At 56.0% G+C, this 26,442-nt stretch carries 26 protein-coding genes and 1 tRNA gene; 14 read left to right on the top strand and 13 right to left on the bottom strand.

Going from position 1 to position 26,442, the window contains the following annotated elements; genetic code table 11:
- The coding region (locus AC2VNM_RS10800; protein ID WP_486913296.1) for a helix-turn-helix domain-containing protein at window positions 1-460 on the bottom strand (460 nt) is incomplete at its 3' end.
- A 203-nt stretch (window positions 461-663) separates the two neighbouring features.
- On the opposite strand from AC2VNM_RS10800, the gene dinB reads away from it, so the two are divergent.
- On the top strand, window positions 664-1,791 hold the full coding sequence (dinB, locus tag AC2VNM_RS10805; protein ID WP_486913297.1) for a DNA polymerase IV: 1,128 nt from the start codon (window positions 664-666) through the stop codon (window positions 1,789-1,791).
- Window positions 1,792-2,060: 269 nt separating this feature from the next.
- On the opposite strand, the gene AC2VNM_RS10810 is transcribed toward dinB, so the two are convergent.
- From AC2VNM_RS10810 to AC2VNM_RS10830, 5 genes are all read right to left on the bottom strand, one after another.
- Window positions 2,061-2,417, bottom strand: coding sequence for a hypothetical protein (locus tag AC2VNM_RS10810; protein ID WP_483189766.1), 357 nt, complete (start codon window positions 2,415-2,417; stop codon window positions 2,061-2,063).
- 283 nt (window positions 2,418-2,700) lie between these two features.
- Window positions 2,701-3,357, bottom strand: a complete 657-nt coding sequence (locus AC2VNM_RS10815) for a toll/interleukin-1 receptor domain-containing protein (protein ID WP_483189765.1) — start codon at window positions 3,355-3,357, stop codon at window positions 2,701-2,703.
- 234 nt (window positions 3,358-3,591) lie between these two features.
- Window positions 3,592-3,885 (bottom strand): virulence factor, encoded by a 294-nt coding sequence (locus AC2VNM_RS10820; protein WP_483189764.1) that lies wholly within the window; start codon window positions 3,883-3,885, stop codon window positions 3,592-3,594.
- Complete coding sequence (locus tag AC2VNM_RS10825) at window positions 3,885-4,091, bottom strand: DUF5397 family protein (RefSeq protein ID WP_483189763.1); 207 nt, start codon at window positions 4,089-4,091, stop codon at window positions 3,885-3,887. Before AC2VNM_RS10825 ends, AC2VNM_RS10820 begins: the two co-directional genes overlap by 1 nt.
- A 627-nt stretch (window positions 4,092-4,718) precedes the next feature.
- Window positions 4,719-5,030, bottom strand: coding sequence for a winged helix-turn-helix transcriptional regulator (locus AC2VNM_RS10830; RefSeq protein WP_483189762.1), 312 nt, complete (start codon window positions 5,028-5,030; stop codon window positions 4,719-4,721).
- A gap of 126 nt (window positions 5,031-5,156) precedes the next feature.
- Between AC2VNM_RS10830 and wrbA the strand changes: the two genes are divergently transcribed.
- The 5 genes from wrbA to AC2VNM_RS10855 all read left to right on the top strand — a co-directional run bounded on the left by wrbA (window position 5,157) and on the right by AC2VNM_RS10855 (window position 9,119).
- Window positions 5,157-5,759 (top strand): NAD(P)H:quinone oxidoreductase, encoded by a 603-nt coding sequence (gene wrbA / locus AC2VNM_RS10835; protein ID WP_483189761.1) that lies wholly within the window; start codon window positions 5,157-5,159, stop codon window positions 5,757-5,759.
- Window positions 5,760-5,774: 15 nt separating this feature from the next.
- Window positions 5,775-6,407, top strand: coding sequence for a YceI family protein (locus AC2VNM_RS10840; RefSeq protein WP_483189760.1), 633 nt, complete (start codon window positions 5,775-5,777; stop codon window positions 6,405-6,407).
- A gap of 64 nt (window positions 6,408-6,471) precedes the next feature.
- The gene (locus tag AC2VNM_RS10845) at window positions 6,472-7,143 is read left to right on the top strand and encodes a DODA-type extradiol aromatic ring-opening family dioxygenase (protein WP_483189759.1); all 672 of its coding nucleotides are present in this window, start codon (window positions 6,472-6,474) and stop codon (window positions 7,141-7,143) included.
- Between the two features lie 25 nt (window positions 7,144-7,168).
- A protein-coding gene (locus tag AC2VNM_RS10850; protein ID WP_483189758.1) for an IS3 family transposase occupies window positions 7,169-8,405 on the top strand; the annotation gives its coding sequence in 2 pieces (ribosomal slippage) (window positions 7,169-7,437 and window positions 7,436-8,405; 1,239 coding nt in all).
- Window positions 8,406-8,837: 432 nt separating this feature from the next.
- Entirely contained in the window at window positions 8,838-9,119 is a 282-nt protein-coding gene (locus AC2VNM_RS10855; protein ID WP_483189757.1) for a site-specific integrase, read from the top strand.
- Between the two features lie 86 nt (window positions 9,120-9,205).
- Here AC2VNM_RS10855 and AC2VNM_RS10860 read toward each other — a convergent pair whose 3' ends face one another.
- The 5 genes from AC2VNM_RS10860 to AC2VNM_RS10880 form a co-directional block, all read right to left on the bottom strand.
- The gene (locus AC2VNM_RS10860) at window positions 9,206-12,436 is read right to left on the bottom strand and encodes a tyrosine-type recombinase/integrase (protein WP_486913300.1); all 3,231 of its coding nucleotides are present in this window, start codon (window positions 12,434-12,436) and stop codon (window positions 9,206-9,208) included.
- Window positions 12,420-15,098 carry a hypothetical protein gene (locus tag AC2VNM_RS10865; protein ID WP_483189755.1) on the bottom strand — a complete coding sequence of 893 codons (2,679 nt, stop codon included), beginning with the start codon at window positions 15,096-15,098 and terminating at the stop codon, window positions 12,420-12,422. Before AC2VNM_RS10865 ends, AC2VNM_RS10860 begins: the two co-directional genes overlap by 17 nt.
- Before the next feature lie 62 nt (window positions 15,099-15,160).
- The gene (locus tag AC2VNM_RS10870) at window positions 15,161-16,099 is read right to left on the bottom strand and encodes a TraI domain-containing protein (protein WP_483189754.1); all 939 of its coding nucleotides are present in this window, start codon (window positions 16,097-16,099) and stop codon (window positions 15,161-15,163) included.
- Window positions 16,089-16,394 carry a hypothetical protein gene (locus AC2VNM_RS10875; protein WP_483189753.1) on the bottom strand — a complete coding sequence of 102 codons (306 nt, stop codon included), beginning with the start codon at window positions 16,392-16,394 and terminating at the stop codon, window positions 16,089-16,091. The genes AC2VNM_RS10870 and AC2VNM_RS10875 overlap by 11 nt, the downstream gene beginning before the upstream one ends.
- The gene (locus tag AC2VNM_RS10880) at window positions 16,387-17,598 is read right to left on the bottom strand and encodes an Arm DNA-binding domain-containing protein (RefSeq protein WP_483189752.1); all 1,212 of its coding nucleotides are present in this window, start codon (window positions 17,596-17,598) and stop codon (window positions 16,387-16,389) included. The genes AC2VNM_RS10875 and AC2VNM_RS10880 overlap by 8 nt, the downstream gene beginning before the upstream one ends.
- Before the next feature lie 374 nt (window positions 17,599-17,972).
- Between AC2VNM_RS10880 and AC2VNM_RS10885 the strand changes: the two genes are divergently transcribed.
- Window positions 17,973-18,206, top strand: coding sequence for a helix-turn-helix domain-containing protein (locus AC2VNM_RS10885; protein ID WP_486913301.1), 234 nt, complete (start codon window positions 17,973-17,975; stop codon window positions 18,204-18,206).
- A gap of 185 nt (window positions 18,207-18,391) precedes the next feature.
- On the opposite strand, the gene AC2VNM_RS10890 is transcribed toward AC2VNM_RS10885, so the two are convergent.
- Window positions 18,392-18,468, bottom strand: a tRNA-Arg gene (locus AC2VNM_RS10890).
- Between the two features lie 14 nt (window positions 18,469-18,482).
- A complete protein-coding gene (locus AC2VNM_RS10895; RefSeq protein WP_483166153.1) occupies window positions 18,483-19,109 on the bottom strand; it encodes an RlmE family RNA methyltransferase in 627 nt (208 codons plus the stop codon).
- A gap of 74 nt (window positions 19,110-19,183) precedes the next feature.
- Between AC2VNM_RS10895 and AC2VNM_RS10900 the strand changes: the two genes are divergently transcribed.
- From AC2VNM_RS10900 to AC2VNM_RS10930, 7 genes are all read left to right on the top strand, one after another.
- Window positions 19,184-19,486: a YhbY family RNA-binding protein gene (locus tag AC2VNM_RS10900; protein WP_483166154.1), complete on the top strand. Its 303-nt coding sequence runs from the start codon at window positions 19,184-19,186 to the stop codon at window positions 19,484-19,486.
- Window positions 19,483-21,951 carry a leucine--tRNA ligase gene (gene leuS / locus AC2VNM_RS10905; protein ID WP_486913302.1) on the top strand — a complete coding sequence of 823 codons (2,469 nt, stop codon included), beginning with the start codon at window positions 19,483-19,485 and terminating at the stop codon, window positions 21,949-21,951. Before AC2VNM_RS10900 ends, leuS begins: the two co-directional genes overlap by 4 nt.
- Window positions 21,951-22,442, top strand: coding sequence for an LPS-assembly lipoprotein LptE (locus AC2VNM_RS10910; RefSeq protein ID WP_483166156.1), 492 nt, complete (start codon window positions 21,951-21,953; stop codon window positions 22,440-22,442). The genes leuS and AC2VNM_RS10910 overlap by 1 nt, the downstream gene beginning before the upstream one ends.
- On the top strand, window positions 22,442-23,449 hold the full coding sequence (holA, locus tag AC2VNM_RS10915) for a DNA polymerase III subunit delta (protein WP_486913303.1): 1,008 nt from the start codon (window positions 22,442-22,444) through the stop codon (window positions 23,447-23,449). Before AC2VNM_RS10910 ends, holA begins: the two co-directional genes overlap by 1 nt.
- 80 nt (window positions 23,450-23,529) lie before the next feature.
- Window positions 23,530-24,792 carry a glutamate-5-semialdehyde dehydrogenase gene (locus tag AC2VNM_RS10920; protein WP_483166158.1) on the top strand — a complete coding sequence of 421 codons (1,263 nt, stop codon included), beginning with the start codon at window positions 23,530-23,532 and terminating at the stop codon, window positions 24,790-24,792.
- Window positions 24,761-25,684 carry a biotin--[acetyl-CoA-carboxylase] ligase gene (locus tag AC2VNM_RS10925; RefSeq protein ID WP_483166159.1) on the top strand — a complete coding sequence of 308 codons (924 nt, stop codon included), beginning with the start codon at window positions 24,761-24,763 and terminating at the stop codon, window positions 25,682-25,684. Before AC2VNM_RS10920 ends, AC2VNM_RS10925 begins: the two co-directional genes overlap by 32 nt.
- A complete protein-coding gene (locus tag AC2VNM_RS10930; protein ID WP_483189745.1) occupies window positions 25,681-26,436 on the top strand; it encodes a type III pantothenate kinase in 756 nt (251 codons plus the stop codon). Before AC2VNM_RS10925 ends, AC2VNM_RS10930 begins: the two co-directional genes overlap by 4 nt.
- Window positions 26,437-26,442: the final 6 nt, after the last annotated feature.

Below are 26,442 nucleotides of genomic sequence, written 5' to 3' on the forward strand. Positions count from 1 at the left end.
GCCGAAATTGCGCCACCTTCACGGTGTGCGTCACGCCGCCCAAAACGACCGTCTCGGTGCTCCAGTCGAACTGATAGGCCTCGCCAGGGCGAAAGACGAGAGGGATATAGGCCTTCTGCACGCCCGGATGTGCAGCGACCTTCCAGTGCTTCACCCAGCGCTGGACGCTATCGTAGGCCCCGGTATAGCCCTCCTTGCGCAGATCCTCAAAGAGTCGGCGCGCCGTGCGACGCTGCTTACGGGGCAGATGCGACTCCGTCTCCACCCACTTCTGCAGAATGGCTTCGTGAGGCCCGAGTTGGGGCTTCGCCGAGGACCGGCGCATGTACTTGGGGATGTCTCCATCGTGATGCAGGTATTTGTAGACCGTGTTGCGCGACATGCGCACTTCCCGGGCAACCTCACTGACAGTTTTCTTCTTGACGTGATACAGCAGACGAATCTTGGCAATCGTTTCCATGCAAAGCACTCCAGGTACCTCCCAGGCCAAATCCCGAGAGGGTAGCAGGTGTTCAGTTTTCGACGCTGATTCCTACCTGCACCTGTTCACTTTTGCACGCTGATTAACAGTCCTATGCCCGTCCGCCGCAGATCCTTGGTCTATGGCCGCCCTTGTCACACGTCATCTGATAGACTCTCCAGATTAGGCGAGGAGGTTATCGATTGCCCAGCCAAACACCAGAAGAGCGCAGCCCGGAGCTCCGCAAGATCATCCACGTGGACATGGACGCGTTCTTTGCGGCTGTGGAGCAACGCGATCGGCCAGAGCTCCGTGGTCTGCCGGTGATTGTCGGTGGCGACACCAATGGCCGGGGTGTCGTTGCGACTTGCAGCTATGAGGCGCGACGATTTGGTATCCACTCGGCCATGTCATCAGCCAGGGCCCGCTCGCTTTGCCCCAAGGCAATCTTTGTCCGCCCCCGCATGGATGCCTATCGGGAAGCCTCCCGCCAAGTGATGACCATCCTGCGCAGTTACACTTCGTTGGTGGAACCCCTTTCTCTGGATGAGGCATTTCTGGACGTGACTGCCACCACTGCCGACGGAGCCCTGGCAGTCGAAATCGCTCGGGAGATCTTGGATCGCATCCATCGAGAAACCGGACTCTCGGCTTCAGCAGGGGTCTCCTACAACAAGCTGCTGGCCAAACTGGCCTCCGACTGGCGAAAGCCCCACGGGCTTTTTGTCATCCCACCTGAGCGCGGCCTTGCTTTTTTGTCGCCGCTGCCCGTTGGCAAGCTGCATGGAGTGGGTCCGGCCACCGTCAAAAAACTCTCGGCAATGGACGTGGAAACGGTCTTGGATCTACGGAACCTCTCGCTGGAGTTTCTTGTGACCCATTTCGGCAAGTCGGGAGGCTGGTTTTACGATGTGGCGCGGGCGATCGACGAACGACCAGTCCAACCGTCCCGCCAACGGAAGTCGGTGGGGACCGAACGCACCTTCTCCAAAAACTTGGAGGATCGAAGCGTCATGCTGGCCACTCTGCAGGAAATGGCCGCGCAGGTTGTGGCCCGTCTCCAGGTGCTCGCCTTGGCGGGCTACACGGTGAACATCAAAGCACGTTTTCCCGACTTTACCACGGTCACCAGAGCGCATACGGCGACCGAAGGCATCGGGAACACGGATGCTATCGCGGAATTGCTACCAGAGTTACTTGACCGAGCAGTTCCCAAGAGCGCGTCCGTGCGCCTGCTGGGGATCACCGAGAGCAGCCTTGCCCCTGTTCAGGCAGCGAGCCAAGAAGCACACCAGATGAACTTGCTGGACGAAATCCTCAGTCTGCGGTAAGTCTGTAGCCAGGGAATGGGCGGTGATGCAGCGTAAGCGGACGTTCAGATTTCGTCAGGTTGGAATATTCTGATCATATCATAGGCCATTATTGAACTCTGAATGGTGGATAAGTTTCTGGGCAGGAAAAGGCCCCGAAAGGGGGCCAAATCCGTCCAGAAAGGGGACGTTCAGAAAACCCTGGTTTTTATAATATTAATTCCCGTTTGAATAAGGCATGAGATATTGACATTTGACCCAAGTATGCATTGGTCTTCCCGCAACAATCATCAAGTTGATTTTTGTTTGCGAAGGGCATTGCTTACTGTTGCTTGGCTGAAGCCGATGCGACGAGCTATCTCAGACTGTGAAAAACCATCTTTGCTCAACCGACTGATTAATTTATCGCGGTCGTCTCTACTCATCTTGTTTGGATCAAAGGTTGTGACCTCAGAGAAGCCGTTATTTCCTATACTGCGCCTCACAACATGAACCGATCCATCGTGATGCTTTACAGTGGCAGTCAGAAATCCGGAAGCGTACTCGATTGAGAATTGGTCTTTCCTCGAAACTTGCTTAATGCCAAGGCTGTCGAACAGTGCGGGGATCGGGGCAGCTGGGGCTTTGGTGGTGGGTATGGTGGTCATTAAGTGTCTCCAGGAGGGATGCGATAGTTAATAGTTTACATAGAAAACTATAAATGTCAACAACCTTTGGCGCGGGCGTTCATAATCATCTGGTGACATAGGTGGCCCATCAGAATTCGGAATATAAAACTCTTTAAGTTCGTTGGCATGGCCGCTACTCTTGCAAACCATGGATTGCAAGAAGAATGCTGTCTCTGGCAAAGCAGTAGCCAAGATCGACGCAACGCCCGAGGTAATCAGCGCTCAGCTGTTTTTTAGTGGAGCGTTCGTGTTGACCTCTGGGTTAGTTGGCGTAAACCGACAGAACACCATCGAGTTCCTCTTGCTCTTCTCGGGTAAGGAGGTTTCCATAATCTCGTGCCAGCGGAGGTAGGTATTGCTTGGCACACAAATGGGCGTATAAGACTTGGTTGTTTCTAATAGATACCCTAAGGAGTTGCACGACCTGTTCAGGAGACAATCGATGGAGGTAAGGAAGAATATATCTAAAGTTTTCCTCCGCGCCACGGAAGGATTGAGATCTTGCTAGCTTATTGAGCATTATGTCAAACGTAAAATTAAAGTCATGATTTGCTAGGCCGGGAATCAGATCGTTTAGAGAAAGAGTATTTGGGTCCACTCTCGTCGACTGGATATTCCCGATAAATCCAGGCGGAATTGTTCCATCAATGGAAAGTGGAATGACTGTCATGCCACCACGAACCGCTGAAATTCCAGATTCCTGTAAACACCAGTGTGAAGTCAAGTAGGCCTGACTAAGAATGCATAAGAATATATCGCATGAAACTATCTCATGAAGAATTCTTTGCCTCCACTCTTCTGACACCTGAATATGTTCATGTGCCATGAATGATTGGATATTAACTGAGGCTAAAGCATTATGAACCCGAGCAGCGACATGTCTTTCTGTGGTATTATAACTGATGAATACGTATGGCATATCTTTTCTGGCTAACGTTAATTAGAACGATATACGATGCAGAGTAACATCTTGACGCGCAATATAACATGCATATTCCAGTCTCAATTTTGAATAGAAGCGTCCGCAAGGTAGTCAGACAAAATGCATCGTTTGGTCCGGTGACGCCGAAGGCCTGCGATCGTAACTGCCTGATTCCACAAGCGCCTGGTGCCGCTGATGACCGGCCAACATCGGACATTACGATGAACGGGGTCATTCTTTCCTTCCTCGGCGCTTCACCCGCGCCGTGAAATCCGACCACTGCTCTACACGGAAAGCCCGGATGTCACGAACGGATGAAGGAAACCAGGTCATCTCGGTCAGTGCGTCGATGGCATCCATGAGGTTCGCCATATCTTCGTTCTCACAGACATAAATGCTTCCCTGGACCCAGCGGAATCCATAGGTGGCAAGCGCTGCCCCTATTTCTGCATAGGCCGCCGAGACCCCTTTGGGGTGGCGTGCGGCAGTCTCCTTGACTATCAGATCGAAGGCGATCGCAAACATTATCCGGCTTCTGGATCGTCCAAGGCAGAGCCTAGAGGGTACTCCAGATGCTCTCCAGTAGATGGAACCTCTATCTCAACAGTCCATCCACGGTCCGTTGAGCGTCCTTCTCTTACCACTTGATAGGCGATCCCGAAGGGGCCGAACTGCCGGAAGCTCCCGATCAGTTCAGGGTGTGGGAACTGTGGGATTGCTTGTGGCTGCATAGACCCTCCTAACGTTGTTGCAACAGGATACCCTTTTTATCGAACAAAATCATGCGGTCCAATCGCGTAAGTCCTAACTCGTGCGACATCCGGGCCAATGCCGGTTCTTTGGCCTCGCGGTATAGTGGTAGTTGGTCGCATGACGCTGATCTGCATGAACAACTTTCGATACATGTAGAGTATGTCTTGCAGTCTTGGTTGTGAAGTGGGTCGTCGCCGACAGTCCTGACCGAAGGTTCCACGTTACGGCCGGCTGGACGCTGGTGCCAAGGTGCATTGTCTGTTTTGTCGAACGACCGCTCTCAGTCTTTTTGCGACCCTGGGCATCAGGGCGAACTTACCGCTTTTCTTTGGCGCTCGGCAAGCATCGAACTGGAGCCGCCCAGGCATCTTTGGTGTCCTGGCAACCTTCCAGTCGACATGTTAATCCGCTAAGAGCCTAGAGAGCGAAGCGGGAGCGCGTCCCCAGTAGCCATTTGCACCTGCGCCCCAACGATGGCGCATGTTGACACGCCGGTGACCAGGGCGCCGACGCGCCTGAAATCTGGTCGGGAGCGCAAGGCCGATCGCGCAAGGACGTGCGAAAAGGCTTGAGCACGCCGACTCTCTTGGGCGATCAGGGATAGGTTATTCGCTATTGGATGCTTCCTCTTCTCTGAACCAGCGCTGTGCTAAGGTATTCAGTTTGGCAAGCACGGTACCAAGCTCCCGGCCACGATCAGTCAGACCGTAAGAGACCTCGGGGGGAATGGTTGGGCGGTAGTCTCGAAAGACGATCTGCGCGCTTTCCAGGACGCGCAAGCGCTCCGTCAGCATGCGCGACGAGATCCCGGGGATGGCTTTCTTGAGGGCGCCAAAGCGCAGCGTGCCTTGATTTTCCAGTACCCAGAGGATGTAGGTGGTCCATGGTCCCATCAGCAGCCGCAGGAGTTGATCCATGGGGCAAGCCTGTTCCTGTCGAGATTGGCGCATATTGGTTACTTTGAAGTACCTACTTTACAAAAAGAATCTAGAGTGGTCTATTGAACCTCAGACTCTAGGTGGAGTCCAGCAAGGAGGAACATCATGAGTAAGATTCTGGTGTTATATCACAGCCTGTGGGGTCATGTAGAAGCCATGGCACAGGCGGAAGCCGAGGGTGCCCGTTCCGTAGCCGGTACCCAGGTGGACATCAAACGCGTCCCCGAGACCATGCCGACGGAGACCCTGGCCAGCCTGCACGCCAAAACGACCCAGGTGGCGATCGAAGCGCATCCTGACGACTTGGCGAACTACGATGCCATTCTCTTTGGCACACCTACGCGCTTCGGCAACATGAGTGGGCAGATGCGTAATTTTCTGGACCGCACGGGCAATCTTTGGCAACGGGGGGCTTTGGTGGGCAAGGTCGGCGGCGTCTTTGTCAGTACCGCTTCACAGCACGGTGGCCAAGAGACGACCATCACTTCCTTCCATACCTTTCTGCTGCACCAGGGGATGATCGTCGTTGGCGTACCCTACAGTTGCCCCGAGCTCCTCACTATGGACGAAATAAGCGGTGGCACTCCCTACGGCGCCAGCACCCTGGCCAAGGGCGACGGCAGCCGCATGCCCTCGGCCAACGAGCTTGCCATTGCCCGCTTCCAAGGGCGGCATGTGGCAGAAATCAGCACGAAATTGTTTGGGTAAATACGGAGGAATTCCATGTCTGCAAAACAACTAACCACCGCCTTGGTAGCAGCTGCAGTGTTGGTCGCAGGACCGGCCCTTGCCGCACCAGCGAAGCACTATAGCTTCCTCAATGGCAATCCCGACGGTAGCTACCGCATCGATCCCCAGCACACCAATGTGCTCTTTACCATCGGTCATGTGGGCATTACGGAATTTACTGGCCGTTTTGACCAGATCTCCGGCACCTATACCTTCGACGCGCAAGACCCCGCCAAGGATCGCGTGAGAATTACGATTCCTGCTGGCAGTATCAATACCGACTTCGCTCTACGTGATCAGCACTTGCGCAGCAAAGAGTTCTTTGATGTCAAGAAATACCCCGACATCACTTTCGTCAGCAGCAAGTATGTTCCTGCCGGTAAGAAGACTGGGGATCTCTACGGTAACCTCTCCCTGCATGGCGTCACCAAGCCTGTAGTCTTTCAGGTCCGCGAGTTGGGTGCTGGCAACGTCTCCTACCTGCCCAAACCCTGGGGCGGCTATCTCTCGGGCTTTGTCGCGACGACCACCATCCACCGCTCGGATTTTGGTATGGACGCCTATCTCCCGGAGGGATTGTCTAATTCCATCGCCATTAAGGTCGAGGTAGAAGGCATCAAACAATAAGCATAGTCAGGGGTGAGCAATCGCCACCCCTGACAAATCTTTTTCGACAAGTGCTGGTGGCCGCATGCAACAACCGAGCTTATACATTCCTCATGGCGCAGGGCCATGCTTTTTCATGGACTGGGATCCAGCCGACACCTGGCACAGGCATCGACAGTTTCTGGAGAGTATCCAAACGTTGCTGCCCAAGCGTCCTGATGCGGTCATCGTCGTATCCGCCCATTGGGAAGCCAGTCAATTTATCGTGCAGGCAAATCCATCGCCCGGTTTAATTTTCGATTATTATGGATTCCCTGAGGAAACCTACCAACTGCAGTGGTCGGCCAGAGGAAGTCGGGAGTTGGCAACAGAAGTATCACAGCTTCTGAAATCCGCTGGGCTACCCACCGCGCTGGATACAACGCGGGGCTATGACCATGGAGTCTTCGTCCCGATGAAGGTTGCTTTTCCCTTTTCCGATATTCCGTTCATACAGTTATCGTTACATAACAGTCTGGACCCGGAATTACATTATCGGGCTGGAACTGCTTTGCGCGTACTGCGCGAGCATAACATCTTGCTAATTGGTTCTGGAAATACGTTTCATAATATCCCGGTTTTACTCCGAGGAATGAAGAATCAAACTGGTTCTGTCTCTGGCAAAAATTTTGATATGTGGTTAACAGAAACTCTTACAACGCAGGCTCCAGAAGAACGGAAGAATATAGTGGACCCCGGATTTGAGACAGAGGTTTAAGCTATCGTCTGGCACGGAGAAGACGATGAGTGTGGTAAAGAGGAATGTGTATAGTCCAGCCTTCAAGGCGAAGGTCGGTCTGGAGGCCATCCGTGGGCTGAAGACGGTAAACGAGATCGCGCAGGAGCAAGGTGTGCATCCTTCTCAGGTGGCGCAGTGGAAGAAGGCCATTCAGGATCTCGCAGGGACGTTGTTTGAAGGGAAAAGAGGACCGCAGCCGCTGGATGCCCGGAGTGATCCGGATCGCCTGTACAGCGAGATTGGGCGTCTCAAAGTCGAGCTGGATTGGCTCAAAAAAAGTCCGGACTTTCCCATTAGAAGTGCGCAGGGGCTGGATTGTGCCGCACTGTCAAATTCCCCTGCGTCGGCAATGTGAGCTGGCGGGTGTGGCCAGAGCCACGGTGTATGCTCAACGGAAAGCGACGGAGCCCAACGGGGAGGATGTAGAGATCATGAACGCCACCGACGCCTTGTATACGAATACCCCCTATTTGGGGAGCCGCAGGATGACGGTGTGCTTGCGGAAAAAGGGCTTCTTGGTCAATCGAAAACGGGTGCAACGGTTGATGCGCCAGATGGGTCTCGCGGGCATGCCGCCAGGGCCACATACTAGCAAGCCGCACCCCGAGCACAAGGTCTATCCCTATCTACTGCGGGGCTTGGTGATTGAGCGGCCTGGGCAGGTGTGGAGCACGGACATCACGTATGTTCGGCTGAAGCAGGGGTTTGTCTACCTGGTCGCCATCATGGACTGGTACAGCCGTGAGGTCTTGAGCTGGAGAATCAGCAACACAATGGATACGCCCTTTTGTGTCGATTGCCTGGAAGAAGCGTTACAGCGTTACGGAGTCCCGGAGATCTTCAATTCTGATCAGGGCAGCCAGTTTACCAGCGAGGCCTTCGTCGGCGTACTCAAATCCCATGATGTGCAAATCAGCATGGACGGTCGTGGCCGAGCCTTGGACAATGTCTTTGTGGAGCGCTTGTGGCGATCCTTGAAGTATGAGGACATCTATCTGAAGGCCTATGCGGGAGTGCCGGAATTACTGATCGGGCTTACCGATTATTTCGAGCGCTACAATACCCTTCGCCCCCATCAATCGCTGGGCTACGCCACTCCTGATCTCGTTTATCGGACTGGGCAGGGCGGTGGTGCCTGTATCGTGGACAAGTATCCCAAAGCGGACCAAAAGGTCGCCAAGGAAGACGTGGGGCAGCGCCAATCCGCTGCGAATGAAGACGTCAGTACTAGCTTAAACTGAAACACTTTTGGTCTTGACCAATGGGTCCACCATAGAACGCACTATTTCGATGGGCTGATGCACCGGGCGCACAATATGCCCAACCAAGGGAAGAGCACTTGGCCCCATTATTTGTTATCGCTGGCTCGGCAGGTAATGCTGTCTGCCTAAAGATCTTCGAAGATGTGGTGTTGGGCGCGGTGGAAAGTGCTTTTCTTTTTGAGGAAAATCGAGCAGATCAGAATTCTGTTTCTTAAATAGTGACCCTGTATAAATGCATCGACGGCTGATCGTATCAGCCAGAATCGTGTTGCCCCACATCGTTTTCTGATGCCGCTTATACCAAACTGCGGTTGAGCCTAAATGTCCGCTTCCAGTCTGATACCGCCCTTTTTCTTTTGGGCAACGGTGAGACAATGACCCTTAACCTCACCTCGCAGAGGAGATTGTGTCATGCAAGCCAGAAACCGTTCAACCTCATCATCCTCCATACCCTGGAACAAGGGCAAGATCGTCGGCCAAAAACGCCCTTTCAAGTTGCAGGAGGTCTGGGCTATCCGGATCCGTCTACAGTTGGCGTCCAGAATCCGCGGCCTTGCCTTGTTTGATCTCGCCATAGACAGCAAACTGCGTGGCCGCGATCTGGTGGCCCTACGTGTCAGTGATGTTGCCCACGGACAAAGCGTTTTACACCGTGCAATAGTTCTTCAGCTCAAGACGCAGCGTTCCGTCTAGCTCAAGATCGCTCTTCGTAATATCGAGAGATCTCCTGAAGTATTAGCTTACAAAGCATTTACCTGCGATGTTCGGCCACAATGCCGCTATATCTTTCCCGCAAGAAAAATTGCAGCCATGACTAGCAAATAAGTGAATCCTGGTGAAGCAGCTGCAGCCTGCGTCTTCCCTTCCTTCAAAAATCTTGGGTACACATGGAGCCATTCACCAGCTCTCTGGTGTTCTGGAAGAGATCTGATTTCCACAGTGATACCTTTATGCAAATGGAGTGCCAGCCTCCAGCGGGAACGCCAAACCGACCTCTCTGCGGGATCATAACTTACATAAGCAACTTGTCCTGGCTTGACACCCCAGTCGAAAAGTAGCTCTCGGAATGCCATCACGTCTTCCGGTTTATCTGGAGATTTTCCTAAAAAATATCCTGGGTGGCTGGCCCATGCTTGCACAAGGTATTTATCCAAAACTTCCGCAACCAGCCGCGGATCCTTCTCGATACTCTTCCAAAAAAACGGTACCAACTGTTCGTAAACCGCCAGATCCGGCTTGGTTCGCATCTTGGCTGGCAACGCCAGCGATACTTCACCCCCTGCTCCAGTCAGCTTCATCGCGTGATGGCGAAGTCCCATATTTCCTCGCAGCGCGTATATCCACTTCGCCTTGGACGCCATCGCTTGCAATTGTGCTGCACTCAAACCGTATTCCTCCGACAGCTGATCCCACAGAGCACTTTCTTCTAATCCCAGGGATGTAGCGTCGGCAAGTAATCCAAGCCGTAAAATTCGCCACAGATCCTCAAGCGGAAGTGGATCAACAAACAGGCGACGTCGCTTCTGAACTTTTCCCTCCGGATCCGGCATCCAAATTTCTGGAATCTTCACCCGCTGCACGTAGGCTTGTCGAATTCGATCAACGATCCCTCCCATCCCGTTATTTTTCCAAATCCGATACAGTGACGACTGCGGGATCTCGTGAGCAAAGGCGCACCAAGAGTGCACGTCTTTGGGAATCCGATCCTGGAGATGCACGAAGAGGATGAGGTCCAGGTTGTGGACGTAATGTTGTGCGCTGACCTCCGGTCCTGAGTGCCCCAAGAGACTCGTCAGGGCATAGAGGAGCTTGCGGCTGCTTCTGCTGTGGCCAAAGAGATGTTGATAGAGCTGACCCGCAGCCTCTCGTTCCTCAAAAAATACGGCTGGCGTTGCGTCCACGGGTACTTGCGCCAAACTCAATCGCCACAGCAAATGAGATGCAAAGCTGTGACGCAAATGATGGAAATGCATCAATGGGTCGCCAGTGACTGTTCGCAAGGCCTCGTGAATGCGAGACATCGCCATCTCCTGGGAAATCGGATTGTGGCCAATCTCCTCCAGCACAAATACGTAGCCCTCCGGCGGAGAACCTGATTTTCTGCGGAGTTGCACCCATTCGCGCAAGAGTTGTAACTCTTGCGGCTCCAACAGCGCGTGGACGGGAATGGCCCTAGTTGCATTGCGGCTTTTGAGCGAGCGCTCTGCAAACGGGCGGATCAGGAGGGTTGCTCTGACACCCTCCAGGTGACAATCCGTGAGCCGCAGCCGAAGGGCTTCCATTCGCCGCAGCCCACAACGGAATCCCAAAATCGCAACCAGCGTCAAGACCGTTGGCAACTGCACATGCCTTTCAACGTGGGCACCTCTGGCAATCTCCGTTTTTACCTGCTCAAACTCGTTCATGCCGAGAATACGGGCATCGGGTACAACGTCTACGGTCAAACTGCTCAGCTGCTGATCGGGGATAGGGCTAGCATCTTTCTTTTCCACCAGGTACTGGTGCCACTCACGAATCGCTCTCGCCACCAAGGCGCGCTGGTGTTCCGTCTCTACTGAGTCGAGCAGATCCTCATATAATTGTCGCCACGAGGCATCCCCAAACGTCTCAATCGAGGAGGGGGGCTCCAACATTTGTAGCATCAGCGCTGCCAGACGACTCACATATCGCCGGATGGTACGCAGGCTCAGACGATGCCGGTAAGCAGAGCCATGCTTGAAAAGATGTTCCGCCCATTCGTAGAACATTTGGCTTAATGGTTCAGAGAACCCCACCACCCGTGCATCCGCTAATGCTTTGATCACGACACGACGGTCCGTCTCCCGCAATATCTTACGCAAATTGATGAGCCACGGCACGGATTGCAAAGCCTCCCGAACCTCGGTGACCGCAGCAGTTGGAGGCGTCTCTCGCAAGATAGCATCTTCTGCCAAGCACAAGTCGCTAGTCGTTGTGGCTCGGTGACCGTGAAGTTGCAGCCACCTGTCAGGGCGAACCGCGTGTGCGAGAAGAGTGCCCGTGGCATAGGCGCCAAGAAACTGGGGAAGTTCGATTCGCAGAGTTTGTGGGATCCACCGCAACAAAGACCTAGCTCGCAGGTATTTTCCCTCCCATTTGGGAAGGCTATGCAGATAGGCATCCATGGCTTCCAGCACGTTTTTTTGAGTGACCGTTTCGGAGGCATCCCCTGAAAACCGATAACGCAATATCAGAATCTCCGACAGAGGATCTGGGAACCAACGGCGCAGACGCCGACCACTTCGTCCCAGTGGAAGCTCCAACTCCAGATAGGAGATCCCCGCGCGAGAGAGATACGTGACAGTTGTGGACCGCCGCAGCGACCTCAACAGCTCTCGCAACGCACCGATATCCGCCAATCCACCATAGAGCAACGCGCTCACCAGAATACGGCCTTCCGCGGTAATTCCCTCGAGTTTAGTGGACCGTTGCAGGTCTATCCAAAAGGTTTTCCGGGCAATCTGGACGTAGCGGTATCCCCGCATTCCCTCCGGCGTGAATGGCGTTGGTTCCCGCGCCAAGAGCATTGGTACGGACGGAGGACACCATTGCCACAGGCCTTCGGCGTTACCCCGACGAATGAGAAGACTCAAAAACTGTAAAAACTTCGCTGCATCTGGCAACCGAGACTTCAAGTCCTTCTTGGCCGGCATCGGCCTTCGGGAATCACTCCACTCTTCCACGTCAAAGGCAGCCAGCACCCGATCATGCAAAAGACGACTAAGCGCCTCTCGGGTGATTTCGTCTTGTACATTGTGGCTTCGGTCACCACAGAGGGATTCCAAAAAACCGGGGTAAGCCTGGGCAGCAGCCTCTTGGGATCTTCCTTTCTTGGCCTCGACAATTTCTCCTACCAACCAGGCTCTGTAGGCCTGCCTCTCTTGCTCGGAAAACAATCTGCTGCCGCGCCGGACTCCAGGCGTGGCTAATAGTTCGTCCCAGAGGCCACGCGCCGTCTCCTGAAAGACGATTTCATCATCGTTCCTGGCCATGCGACAATTTACGAAGCCCCAGCGGAATATACCGAAACTGCAGGGCATCCAACATGCGCAGAAGATAGGGCTGCAGCTCCTGCAAATAGGTCAATGCCGACTGGCTGGAGTAGCGACTCCAAGAGGACTCCCCGGCAAACCAGTGGCCCATAAAGGCATCGACAACTTCGGCCGGACACCCCTCTTCCAGGAGGTGAGAACGACAAAATCGTCGGTGGCTATTGGCGGGCAGGAACGCTCCAAACAGATCAGCGAACTGCGCCTGGAGAATTTTGGGGCATAGGGGTTGGGCGCTCTTGGCGATCAAAAGGAAATTTCCGTTTGTCCTCTCTACGCGAGTGTTCCGGGCCCTAATGTCCCACGACTCTTCAGCAAGAAGGCGTTGCATTGCCAATTGACGTGCCAACGCTTCCGGCAGCCAAACCAAGCGAACGTGCGACTGATCAGCCGTTGTTTTATCCGAGTACGCGATAAATCCCTCATGGAGCGGGAAGCTTGGATCATGGGGCAAGGTGTTGCAGGTTGCCCGCGCCGCAGTGGCATAGGCAAAATAAAACCAAGTATACACCGTGTAGAGATTGTAATACTTTTGCCAAAGCTGCAGTTTTACACGATCAGAAGCCAAGCCCTTTGATTCCCACTCTCCTTCCGACTCCTGCAACCGATCCTGCAAAGTATGAACTGCACGTTGCACCGCAACCAAAGTAGGTCGATAGGCGGCGCCGACATATTTGCTAGCCGGGGAAACTAAGTCCGTCTCTGCCACCTTCTGCAGCCCTATATCCCGTTGCAGTTGCTCCACTACGGCGACATAGCGCCGTTCCAACACAGCAACGGGCAGCGCCGTGTAGTATCTTCGCACTTGAGAAAGGTAGTGGCGCTTACCTACGAGAAGATCCGCTTCAGCGAGGTCTCCGTGGAGCACCAGGTGTCGCCATAAATAATCCTCGATCTTGCTGATGGTCAGATAACCGCTGGGATCCACCATTTTTAGGTACCGCCGCAAAGGCTTCTGCAACTTTTCCGGGCGGGGAAACGTGCAATCCCACTCTGGGTACCTTTCCCGCAGTTGCAGAAAATACCGACTCCCCCCTGCAACATCTGGGAACCTCAGAACCGACTCTTGGATATCAACAGATGCCTCGTGGCTACTGGCCACGCTCTGCGCATAGCTGGGAGGACTAACCTGAAGATTCCAGAATGCTCCACCCGTAGCGGAGCAATGCTCCAGCACAAGCATGCCGCCACCCCATCTTTCTTCTCCGGCAGGGATAATCCGCAGCTTTCTTGCAACATCCAAACTACAGCCTGTCCACAGGATCACACCGAGCAATGCTACAAGACGGGCAGTCATGGACAGAGTAGTGCGCTGCAATTCCTGCTCAAAGGTCTCCTGCATAGTATTGAGGAGATTTTTCACCGCCGTGTCGGTGAGAAGATCGTAATCCCAGGGGAAAAGCTGATTCTGCACTGCCTCTGCCTGAACTTTTCCGCGCAATGCAAGGGTATGCAGGGCAGGGTATCCTCCTTGCGTCAAAGCACAGCCAATCTCCACCTCGAGCATTTCCTGGCCATAATTTTCCGCCTCATCAATGTCGAACTCTTCTTGATATTTTCTGGCTCCGCGTCCATCGTGGCGAAAACTTACGGCCGCTTCGACCACCCGGCGTACAGCTTCGGACCGCCTCGCAGGGTCATCATCGTTAGCTTTGCTTTGATCAGCGTTAGCAAGCTCTAATAGTGGCAGATAACCATGGATGGTTCGCCGATCTCTTGCTCTTCCCTTCGTGCGGCTACGATGCCCACGCGAGCGCAACGCATAGGTTTCTGCCAAAGCATAGGACAATCCTTGCAAATGCGTGCGCGTGGGCATGCTCGCTTGACGGAAAAGGTCAGGGAGACCGTCAGAATCATCAAGAGACTCCACGTCTCCCTCCCCAGTGGCAGAGTCCGAAGATTGCTTCTTTTTTGCAGTTTTTTTCTGAAGCTCTTGGCTTACCAAATACATCTGCTCCGCAAACTGCTCCGGTGGGCGATCGGGCCGCAAGTCTTCAGGCCGTATTGGCGAAGAAATCTGAGATATCTCGCGAATAGCAACACTCATCCGATACGTATTTGCAATAACTTCTGCGTAAGGAGCCTTTTTTGCTGCCAGGTAATCATAGTGGTGATCATCGTGCATCCTTACCTGAATCAGATGAGCAATCAGCGCATGCGCTTGCAGAAGACGCAACTCCTCAAGTTGATTGGGATCCGTATCAGTCCAGAGCAGGGTATAGAGCGGGTGACTGGTCGCACAGAGATATACCAATGGATTCTTATCTGCAGTCCCGCGCGTATACTTCGGTTGCGGCAGAAGGGATGGATGACGAAGAATCCAGTCAACTAACGGAGGCCAATCCATCATTAGATCTGAGTACTCCCAACCGGCGCGATCCATCACCAGATCCAGTATCTGCCGGAGATTAAGGGCAATAGTTCCGAGTTCTGTTAAGTGCCCATATACCCCAAGATCACGAAACATTGTGAGCATGGCTGTATCGGATACGGTGGCGTCTGCCCTGAGCCCATCCCAAAAAAGAACGAATTCCTGGCATTCCGCAGGAGGCAAAAGTCCGCGGATCTTACGGCTGCGTCCTGTCAACTCATCCGAGGTAGTCAATGGACTTTCCTATGGGGCAATATTCCTAGAACCTCTGGCATCATGTCGATGCAGTGTACACATTACGGTGAATCGATCTCCAGCAGTGGTACGGGTGTGCGCAATCGCCAATACCGCGTCATGGGACCAGGCCCTTCCATTTGTCCCAGTTGCCGCCATTCGGGTTCCCCGCGAAACACCTGCTCCCGACTATCCAGAGCGGCACTTGTCCGGTCGCATGCTTCTACCAAGATCCGGCCGGGCATGAGCGGGCGACCTCGGTATGGGGTATGCCAGTGCAGCTTCAGCGCAGTCACCAAGTCTGGGGCATGTTGCCGTAACCAGGCCAGATGTGGAGCCAAAACCTCTACCGTGGCCAACTCATGCTGCACCAGAAATCCCTCCGCATGTCGCCTCGGCTGCCCTTGATAAGCCAGGATCTTTCCCACGTCGTGCCACAGTAAAGCAGTACGCGCGATTTCCCATTCTTGCTGCGACATCTGCGGACTTTTGCTGAGTAACCGCACTGCCTCTACGCTGTGACGAAGCAAACCAGCGGGTTCCGCATGGTGATGCCGCTGGCTTGCGGGAATCTCTACCCAGCGAACACTGATGTCGGGATCATGCAGAATGCGCTGATTGAATCTTCGCAGCCAGGGATCACGCAGAAAAAGGATCTGCGCCCACAGCTCGCGTAGTAACCGTGGCTGCGTAGTCAACGGTAACAACCACCCAGGAAAAGGGAGATCTACGCCGCACGAAGAAACTCCTAGCGCGGCCACACCAAGCGACTCAATATCCAGCAGCCAGCGCTCTCCTAATCGACGAGGGCGAACCGTCGCCAAGACCTCAATCCCATCAGGCCACAAGCCAGGGTGCGGAAATCTCTGCCACCAATAGGCCGACCAAATCATTCCTCCGGGCTCAAGGAGCTCGCAAGCACAATAGGGTTGTCCAATCCGGCTGACGCCTGCCCGAAGGTGGCGCAGAACATACAATACCCGCCGCAGATCATTCTTCATGGGCCCTCCCATTTGTCAACAGTCGGTCCAGGCGCGCCACCAACATGGGCAGAAACTGCGTAGCTTGCGCCTCATCAAGGTCCAGCAGGCACTTGGCGATCCACGCCTCTAGCAGAGAGGAGATATCCTCTTCTGCCGGGACCTCAAGAAGATCTGCGAGCGTTTCTGGTTCTGGTAGTGAAAACGTCGCCGCCAATGCTGCCGCGAGCCGCCCCAGAACAGATGACTGCTTTCCTCGGGCAGCTGGCTTTTGCTCGTCCCTGCGTTGTTCGTAGGCCGGTGAGAGATTATTCATTGTCCCCCTCCCCCACCGCCCCATTGGCCAGGCGCGACAACAGCAGCCGTTCCATGGCGGATCCATCTTTGCGAGTCAGATTGGGTACATAGCGTGAGTACGTTCGGAAGAGCATCTCCGTCGTGGTATGCCCCATTTGACGAGCAATCCACTCCGGGCTCTCTCCCGAAGCAAGCCACAACGTGGCGGCAGTGTGGCGGGTTTGATAGGGCCGCCTTCGTTTGAGACCCAAGTACCGCAAGAGCGGGTACCAGACTCGGTTCGTTACATTGTCATGTCGCAAGGGAGTGCCCTCCCGAGTACAAAACACGTAGTTCCCCTTCCCTGTATGCTCGTATTGGTCCAGAAATGCTTGGTAAACCGGAAGGGACATTTCCACCGTGCGGAAGGAACCATCGTTCTTGGTTTCCACCACCTCTCCGTTGACCAGGGCCTCATGCACGAGAATCTGTCGTCGCTCGAGATCCACCTTCTCCCAGCGCAAGCCATCGATCTCGCTCGTTCGTAGTCCGGTGAAAAAACGGATCAGAAAGTAGTTGCGAAAATCCTTTCGCACCGTACTCAGGATCAGCTCGACTTCCTCCAGGGAAAACGGCTCGACGATCGTACGAGGAACCTTGAGGCTTTTAATTCCATGGTAGGGCGAGGTAAACTCATACCGGTTGGCCGCCTCATTGAGGATCATCCGCAGGGGTGTGAGAATATGGTTGATACGAGAGGCAGACAGCTTCTTTCCCTTTCGGCCGGGGACTTTGGCGAGGTCCGACCGAAACTCCATGATTTCTCTCTTGGTGATGAGGCCAACCCTTTTCTTCCCGAAAGCTGGGTTCAGGTATTTCTCCAGCGTGCCCGTCACCGTTTTGATCTGCGTGTTGCGCCACTGAATGCGCATCTCCTCCAGCCATTGAAGACCAAACTCCACAAAGAAGGGAGTCTCGTTCTCTGCTGCCGACGCATCAATAGCCCGTTTGGGCTCCTGGCGAGGCTTATCCAGCCTCGCAAGGGACTTGCTGTTTGGAAAATACCTCGCATACTCAAAGGTTCCCAGGGAAATTTCCTCCTCGATGCGATCAAGAACCTTCTGCATCTTCTTGCGATTCGCTGGGGTGTCTTTGAGAAGAGTTTGCTCTCTATATCTTTTTCCACAGTACCGGAAATCAAAAAATAGGTTTCCAGTCTCAGGCCTATTTTTAATACTTCCCATGGCAAACACCTCCTCTTGCCAAAGGAATATCAAAGTTTGATTGAGATGACACCTTTACCATATCTTCTTCAATCCTTTCCCAGATATAAAGTATTTTCCGACCACCAAATGGCCTGATATAATGGATTCCTTCCAAAAGGACGGAGTCCTTTAACCGATTCCTGATTGTCCTACAATCGTATTTGATCTTTTGAGAGAGTTCCTCAGTCGTCACATAGGTAAGGTTGCTCATGATGATGCCTCCATACATCTAACGTAGCGTGTATATGACATTCTATTCTTCACAGGCACGATGTCAAGCGATTTTGATGAAGCCTCTCGACTATGGTAGCTTCTGTGCGTCAATTGACGCTCTGGCTCCGAAGGGTTCTCGCATGATTCGTATTCATCTCAAGTCCCTACTTGCCGACCGAGAGTTCCAGTCAGGAAGAAGGATCACTCTGGAGGAGATGGCCTCGGCGACAGGAATCCACCGTACCACCCTTTCAAAAATTGCAAATCAACGCGGATACAACACTACTACAGACAACATAGATAAAATATGCGCCTTCCTCAGGTGTAGCGTGGGAGAGTTGCTTGAGCACATCCCGGATGAAACTCAGAGATGAACCCGCGTATGGCAAATTCATTCCCACTTGAAACCAAGCCAGTGGACACTGACGCTAATGGTCATTCTGGGCAGGATTGATGAGAGGAGGGAATTCAATGGGCACAACGGGGACACAGAATGGACACATTTCGGACACAAACTTCCAACAGCTGGCCCGAAATCTCTACAACTTATTGATTTATATGGCGCGCGATACAGGATTCGAACCTGTGACCTTTGGCTTCGGAGGCCAACGCTCTATCCAGCTGAGCTAACCGCGCATGAGGACTGCAGTTTATTTTGTCGAACCGCGGAAGTCCAGCGCGAGCCAGTATTGCTCTGCCGAGCGGGCACGGGAGGCGTCGGGTTTACGCACGACGATTTTAGCAAAATTGGCGCGCAGTTCCCGCCGTAACTCCTCGGCTCCAGCACCCATAAAAACCTTCATCAACAGAGTGCCGCCGGGTACCAGCCACTCCCGGGCCAGATCGAGGGCCAACTCGCACAAGCCTATGGCGCGGGCCTGATCACTACTGGCGATTCCAGACATATTGGGCGCCATGTCGCTCATGACCAGATCCACCCCCTCGGGAAAGGCTTCGCGACATTGCGCAATCACGTCCTCATCGAAGATGTCGCCCTCGATCACCAAGGCATCGGCAATGGGGTCCATCGCCAGCCGGTCTACCGCAACAATGCGCCCTTGCGGGCCGATGATTGGCGCCGCTACCTGCGTCCAGCCGCCGGGCGCCGCACCAAGATCCAAAACCCGCATGCCCCGTCGCAAGATGCGGTCTTTTTCTTGTATTTCCAGCAACTTGTAGCTAGCTCGGGAGCGATAACCCTCCTTCGCTGCCCGTTGCACGTACGCGTCCTGAAAATGTTCCTTGAGCCAGCGTCCACTCGATTTACTGCGCGCCACGCCTCTCTCCTTTTGACCCCACCAGCGGCGAACCGTACACTTCTGATCTTTCCGACCGGACACCAGAGCATAGCATGCTGGACAGCAAAGCCCGACAAGAACTGCGCGCCCGAGCGCACCACCTCAAGCCCATTATCATGGTCGGCGCCCAGGGCGTCACCCCCGCCCTGCTAGCAGAACTGGACCGTGCGCTCTTTGATCACGAATTGCTCAAAGTGCGCCTGCCCGCTCTCGACAAGGACGAGCGTGACGACTGTATCGCAAAACTGGTCGATGGATCCCGTGCTGAGGCTATTGGTCGAGTCGGGCGGATCCTGATGCTCTATCGCCCGCGCCCCAAAAACGAAATTTTCATTCCCTTGCAAGTCAACTCATGAGCGAAAATTCCTATCACCCGCAAAATCTGGAAAGCGCCATTCAGTGGCGCTGGGAGCGCGAGAACAGCTTTCGCGCCCCGAACCATCCTGAGGGCGAGAAATACTACGCCCTCGCCATGTTCCCCTACCCCTCCGGGCAGTTGCACATGGGGCATGTGCGCAATTACAGCATCGTCGATGCCATCGCTCGCTACCAGCGCATGCGCGGCAAAACGGTCTTGCACCCCATGGGTTGGGATGCCTTCGGGCTACCCGCGGAGAATGCGGCACTCAAGAACGGCTCCGCACCAGCAGACTGGACCTTTTCCAACATCGAGCACATGCGCGGGCAACTCAAGCGCCTAGGGCTTTCCTATGACTGGTCGCGGGAGATTGCCACCTGCACTCCGGATTACTATCGCTGGGAGCAATGGTTATTTTTGCAGTTGTGGAAAAAAGGTCTGGTCTACCAAAAGCTGAGCACCGTAAATTGGGACCCAGTGGATCAGACCGTGCTCGCCAACGAGCAGGTGGTTGATGGCCGCGGCTGGCGTTCTGGCGCGTTAGTGGAGCGCCGCGAGATTCGCCAGTGGTTCCTGCGCATCAGTGCGTACGCCGACGAGTTGCTGGACGGGCTGGATACCCTACAGGGGCAGTGGCCCGACCAAGTACTCACTATGCAGCGCAATTGGATCGGTCGCTCGGAGGGAGCGGAAATCCACTTCCCCCTCGCCGACGGTAGCGGGGTGATCAAGGTTTTCAGCACCCGTCCCGATACCTTGTTTGGCGCCACCTATCTGGCGGTGGCGCCCGAACATGCGCTGGCACTACAGGCCGCGGAAAGCAACAACGAGGTCGCCCACTTCATCGAGCGCTGCAAGCATGTGGCGGTATCGGAAGCGACCATTGAATCGCAGGAGAAGGAAGGCGTGCCCCTGGGAATCCAGGTGCGTCACCCCCTCACCGACGAGCTGCTGCCGGTTTGGGCCGCCAATTTCGTCCTCTTGGGCTACGGTGAGGGTGCGGTGATGAGCGTCCCCGCCCACGACCAGCGCGACTTTGAGTTTGCCCGCAAGTATGGGCTGCCGATCCGTATCGTCATTCGCGCAGAGCAGGATGAACTCGAGAGCGCTGCTGATCCGCAAGCCGCGCTCACCACGCCCGGCTGCCTTGTCCATTCCGCAAACTTTGATGGCCTCGACAGCAAGACAGCCAAGACGGCCATCACCGAGGCCCTGGCGGCCAAAGATCTGGGCAAGAAGACCATCAACTATCGCCTGCGCGATTGGGGCATCTCGCGGCAGCGCTACTGGGGCAATCCCATTCCCATGATTCATTGCCCACACTGTGGCGTCGTGCCGGTGCCGGAAGCCGATCTGCCCGTCGTGCTGCCCACCCATTATCAACTGCACGATCCGCGTTCACCGTTACTGGACGATCCGGAATTTCTGCAGGTCGATTGCCCGCAGTGTGGGGCGGCGGCACAGCGCGAAACGGATACCATGGATACCTTCGTCGAGAGTTCCTGGTACTACGCCCGCTTTACCTGTCCCGATGCCACGCAGATGCTCGATAGCCGCGCCGCCGATTGGCTCCCGGTGGACCAGTACGTGGGCGGCGTAGAGCATGCGGTACTCCATCTGCTCTATGCCCGTTTCTTCAATCGCCTGCTGCGGGATGTCGGACTCCTGCCTAACGATGGCAAACACGACGAGCCCTTCCGTCGCCTTCTCACCCAAGGCATGGTCTTGAAAGACGGCAGCAAGATGAGCAAGTCCAAGGGCAATACCGTCGATCCCCAGGCAATCCTGGATCGCTATGGTGCCGATACCGCGCGTCTCTTCATCCTCTTTGCCGCCCCGCCCGAGCAGTCGCTGGAGTGGTCGGACAGTGCCGTCGAAGGGGCCTATCGCTTTCTGCAACGAATCTGGCGTCTGGTGCAGGACTATCACGGACCCGTGCCACCTCTGCCGCAAGTACTGAGTGATACTGCCCGTAACCTGCGCCGCGCCGTGCACCAGTGCATCGAGCGCGTCACCCTCAACATGGAAGAGCGCCAGCATTTCAATGTAGCGATCGCTGCCTGCATGGAGCTCAGCAACCAGCTCGCCAAGGCCGAGGCAACGCCGGGCAGCGACGAGCACACCGTGCTGGGAGAAGGGCTACGTGCCCTGTTGCTCCTGCTCAGTCCCTTTGCACCGCATCTCACCGAGGCACTCTGGGACAAGATCGGCGACGGCAAGGCTATTCTCGACCATCCGTGGCCCGAGGCAGATCCCGAAGCCTTGCACAGCGATACCGTCACCCTAGTCATCCAGGTCAATGGCAAGCTGCGGGAGCGTCTCGATTTTCCTGCCGACAGTACCCCCCAAGAGCTGGAGTCCGCCGTCCTCATCCATCCGGAGATGGCGCGGCATCTGGAAGGAAAGACCGTGCGCAAGGTCATTGTCGTACCGGGTCGCCTGATCAACATCGTGGTGGCCTGATGCAGCGCCGACAATTTCTGATCGCTCTCGGCAGCCTTTCCCTGCTTGGCGGCTGTGGATTCCATCTGCCCGGCGGCAGCACGATCCCCACCAGCCTCCAGGGCCTGCGCATCGAAGCCAGCGGCCCGGCTGGCGGGCAGCTCGCCCAGGCAGTCGAGAGGGCCCTGGAACGCGATGGCAATGTTGCGAGTGCAGATGGTCCCGTGCTGCGGCTCGACAATATCTCCCTCAACCAACGGGCCATCAGCATCAGCCCCAGCACGGGTGCCGCCTTGGAGTTCCTCAATACCCTGCGCGGCAGCGTCTGGGTGCAACGCGGCAAAAAGATCCTGTTGCCGGCGGAACCGCTCTTGGTCGAGCAGAGCTTTACCTACAACAGCGGCACTCCCCTCGCCACCAACGAGCAACAGATCGAGAGTCAGCGGCAGCTCTTCGACGAGGCTGCAAGAGTCGTGCTGCGCCGCGTGTTGCTCGCGCCAGCGCTACGCTGATGCGCATCAAGGCGCGCGACTGGCCCACGGCGCTGGCACGCGGCAAGGCCCTCGCCTACGCCTTGTTTTCCGACGAACCTTTCCTATTGGCCGAAGCCGAAACGCAGGTACGCAAGCGTTGGCAGCAGGAAGGGTTTCTGCGCCTGCAGCGCTTGCCACAGGATAATCCGTGGCCAATCCTGCGCGAAGAACGCGATGCCCTATCCCTCTTTCCCGAGCCGCGCATTCTTTTGCTGCGACTCTCTGATCTACGCCTGAGCAAAGACGCCCTGGCCGCCCTCGAATTCTGGTTGGGGCGCCCGCCGCAGGATGCCCGTTTGCTCCTCACCGGTGCCCGGCCTGACGCTGCCATCCAGAAACTCAAATGGTTTCAAACCCTCGACCAGTGTGAAACCCTGGGCCTGGTGATCCTCTACCCGCCGGAAGCAAGCGACTGGCCGCTTTGGGTCGAAGAACGGTTGCGGCGGGCAAAGGTCGATGCCAGCCGAGAGGCCATAGCCCTGCTTGCCGAGCACAGCCTGGGGAACGTGAGTGCTGCCGATCAGGCCATTCGTCGCTGGGCGGAGCTATACCCAGGCCAGCGCCTGGAGGCGGTGGATCTGCCCGATCTGCTGGGCGACAACAGCCAGTTTTCCGTCTTCGATCTCAGTGATGCCGTCCTGCAGGGCAATCCGCATGCGGTGTTGCATAGTCTCGGGCGTCTGCGGGATGCAGAAGCCGAGCCGGTCCTGATCCTGTGGACCCTACATCGCGACCTCGTCCTGCTCCTGCAACTACAGGAAGGCAATACTGCCGAGATTCTGCGCCGCGAACGACTCTTTCCGCCGCGCAGCGAGCGCTTGCTGGGAGCCGCCCGCCGTCTACCACGGCAACGCCTGCGTCAGGCTCTCTTTCAGTGTCAGGAAATCGATGCCCGCATCAAGGGGCAAGACGCGCGCCCGCTCTGGCCCGCCCTGTCGGATCTCGCACTGCAGTTTTGCCAGAACAGCAAAGTCCCGGCACAATAAAGTACCCGTTGACCCGCGAAATCATCGCCGCGCCCATCCGGTGGGCACCGCCATGATCTCGCCCCAGACCAGGAGCGAAAATGTCCGAAGACCTACAAAGCTTGATGCAGAACACCGGCCAGCGTGCGCGCCAGGCGCAACGGCGCGCACTGGCCCTGGAGCCTGGTCGTAAGAATGACGCCCTGCGGCAAATGGCAGAGTTTTTGCGCCGTGATGCCGATGACCTGCAGCGCGCCAACCGCAAGGATCTACGTAACGCCGAACAGGCCGGCCGCGACGAGGCCTTCATTGATCGCCTGCGTCTCGATGAGAAGCGGATCGAAGCCATGGCTCAGGGTTTGGAGGAGATCGCCGCCCTGCCCGATCCAGTGGGCGAAATCACCGATCTGAAGATGCGGCCCAGCGGCATTCAGGTGGGGCACATGCGCATGCCGCTCGGGGTCATCGCCATGATCTACGAATCCCGTCCCAACGTCACCGCCGATGCCGCCGGACTCTGTGTCAAATCGGGTAACGCCGTCATTCTGCGGGGAGGCTCTGAGTCCCTGAACAGCAACATGGCCATTGCCGAGCGACTGCGCGCGGCCCTCGGCAAGTCCGGCCTGCCCCTGGACCTCGTTCAATACGTGCACACGGCCGATCGGGAGGCTGTCGGCGCCCTGATTCGCATGGATGCCTTCGTGGACGTCGTGATTCCCCGCGGCGGCAAGGGGCTGCTCGCCCGTATCCGCGACGAAGCGACGGTGCCGGTAATCATGCACCTCGATGGCAATTGTCATGTCTACGTCGACCAGGACGCCGACAGCCAGAAGGCCCTGCAGGTGGTCGTCAATGCCAAGACCCAGCGTCTGGGCACCTGTAATACCGCAGAAAGCCTGCTCATTCACCGGGATCGGGTTGGCGATCTCCTGCTACCCATTGCCAGCGCACTACAGGAAAAAGGTGTCGAAATCCGTGCCTGCCAGGAGGCTTTGCCCCTCATTCCCGGGGCCGTTGCCGCTACGGATGAGGACTACGGTACCGAGTATCTGGCGGCCATCCTTTCCCTGAAAATTGTCGATGGTCTGGATGCCGCCATCGAGCATATCAACACCTACAGCTCGCAGCATACCGAAAGCATCATCACCGAAAATTACAGCAATGCGCGGCGTTTTTTGCGCGAAGTCGATTCCAGTTCGGTAATGGTGAATGCCTCCACTCGCTTCGCCGATGGCTTTGAATATGGCCTGGGAGCAGAGATCGGCATCTCCACCAATCGCCTGCATGTGCGCGGCCCGGTGGGTCTGGAGGGACTGACCCTGCAGAAATGGATTGTCCTGGGGGACGGTCATATCCGCTCCTGAAGCCCCGAGCGGAGAATTCCTCGCGCTCCTGCGACAGAGTTACATGGGACACCGCGTCGCCCGTCAGCCTAGCGACGGGCAGCGCGAGCAGGAAGCGCGACGCTGGGGCATTCCCCTTATCGCCGGCAATGGCTCCTGGCAACTAGAGCATCCGGAGCGGGCCTGGGATCTCCCGACCTTGGCCAGTGCCCTGCAGCTGGGGGAAGAGGAAATTGGCATCTGGCCTCTTTGCGATTCCAGCAATACCCGCCTGCTGGCAGAAAGCCATCTGCGCCTCGGACTCGCCGAAGCGCAGTGGTCCGGTCATGGCCAGCGCGGGCGCCACTGGCATTCCAGCTTCGGCAAACATCTCTATTGCAGCCTGGTTGTGGAAATTTCTGCCGCCTATGCGCAGGTATTGCCTGTGGTTGCCGGCCTCGGAGTCTATCAGGTTTTGCGGGAGCAGATACCCGCACTATGGCTCAAATGGCCCAACGATCTGTGGATTGGACAGCGCAAGGTCGCCGGTCTGCTCCTTGAAGGGCGCCACGGCGCGGAAGGCCAGCGCTGGGTGCTCGGGCTCGGCCTCAACGTCCTCGCTGATCCTGACTTGCTCCCTATGGCAATCAGTCTGTGCGAGGCTGGCTGCAGAATGACCCGACTGGAATTGCTGTTGGCAATCATCCAGCAGTGGCGCGTCGATTTCGCGCAACTGGAACGCAGCGGTTTCGCGGCCTTTCGCCAGCGCTGGCGGGAGGCGGACCGCCTGCGCGGCAAGCAGGTAGAGTTTGCTCTGGGCGGCGAGCGAAAAACCTGCCAGGTGCTCGACATCCAGGACGACGGTCGTCTGTGTATCGACGATGGCATCCAGCAACGCATTGTCCATGCTGGCGAAATCCGGCTCCATCCATGATCCTCATCAGTATCGGCAACACTCGCACCCTCCTCGCCCATACCGATGATGGCGGCAGGAGCTTTACCACAGGGCGCTTTGCCAGCACGCACAGTCCTGCACAGATTCTCGCCGAACTGCCCCCGTCATGGGCAGACTGGTGGGCGACAGAAGAAATTTTCTTGGGCGGCGTCGTGCCTGCCGTGCAGGAGTCGTGGCAGAGGGAACTCCAGGATTGTCATCTGCCGGTCTGGAACCCGGAAATCTTTCACCAGCTCCTGCCCAACGCCTACCAGCCGCCCGAGTCTCTCGGCTTTGATCGCCGCTGTTGCCTCATCGGCGCCTGGCAGCAGGTGGCGAATGGTGCAGCATTGGTCATCGATGCCGGTACCGCCATCACCATGGATATCTTGGCGCACGGTCGCTTTCTCGGTGGGCAGATCCTCCCCGGTCTGCAAAGTCAACTGGATTGCCTACAGCAGAGCACCGCCCTGCTGCCACCGACCAGTCCGCTGGCAAGCCCGGAACTCCTAGCAAACGATACTATTGGCGGCATGCAGTCAGGGGTCTGGCATGGCACGCTCGCGGCCATTCGCCAAGCCATCGCCGGCTTTCAGCAGGAATGGCCGGACGGCAGGATCTTTCTGACCGGTGGCGACGCGGCTTTCCTGCAGCCACGACTTTCGCAGTCACAGCACGATCCCCTGCTGTTGTTGCAAGGATTTGTCCGTCTCGTGCAAGAAAATCGCAATAACAGCAAGAAGATACGATAACTAACT

This window comes from Acidithiobacillus sp. TH-A67 (genome assembly GCF_057473545.1).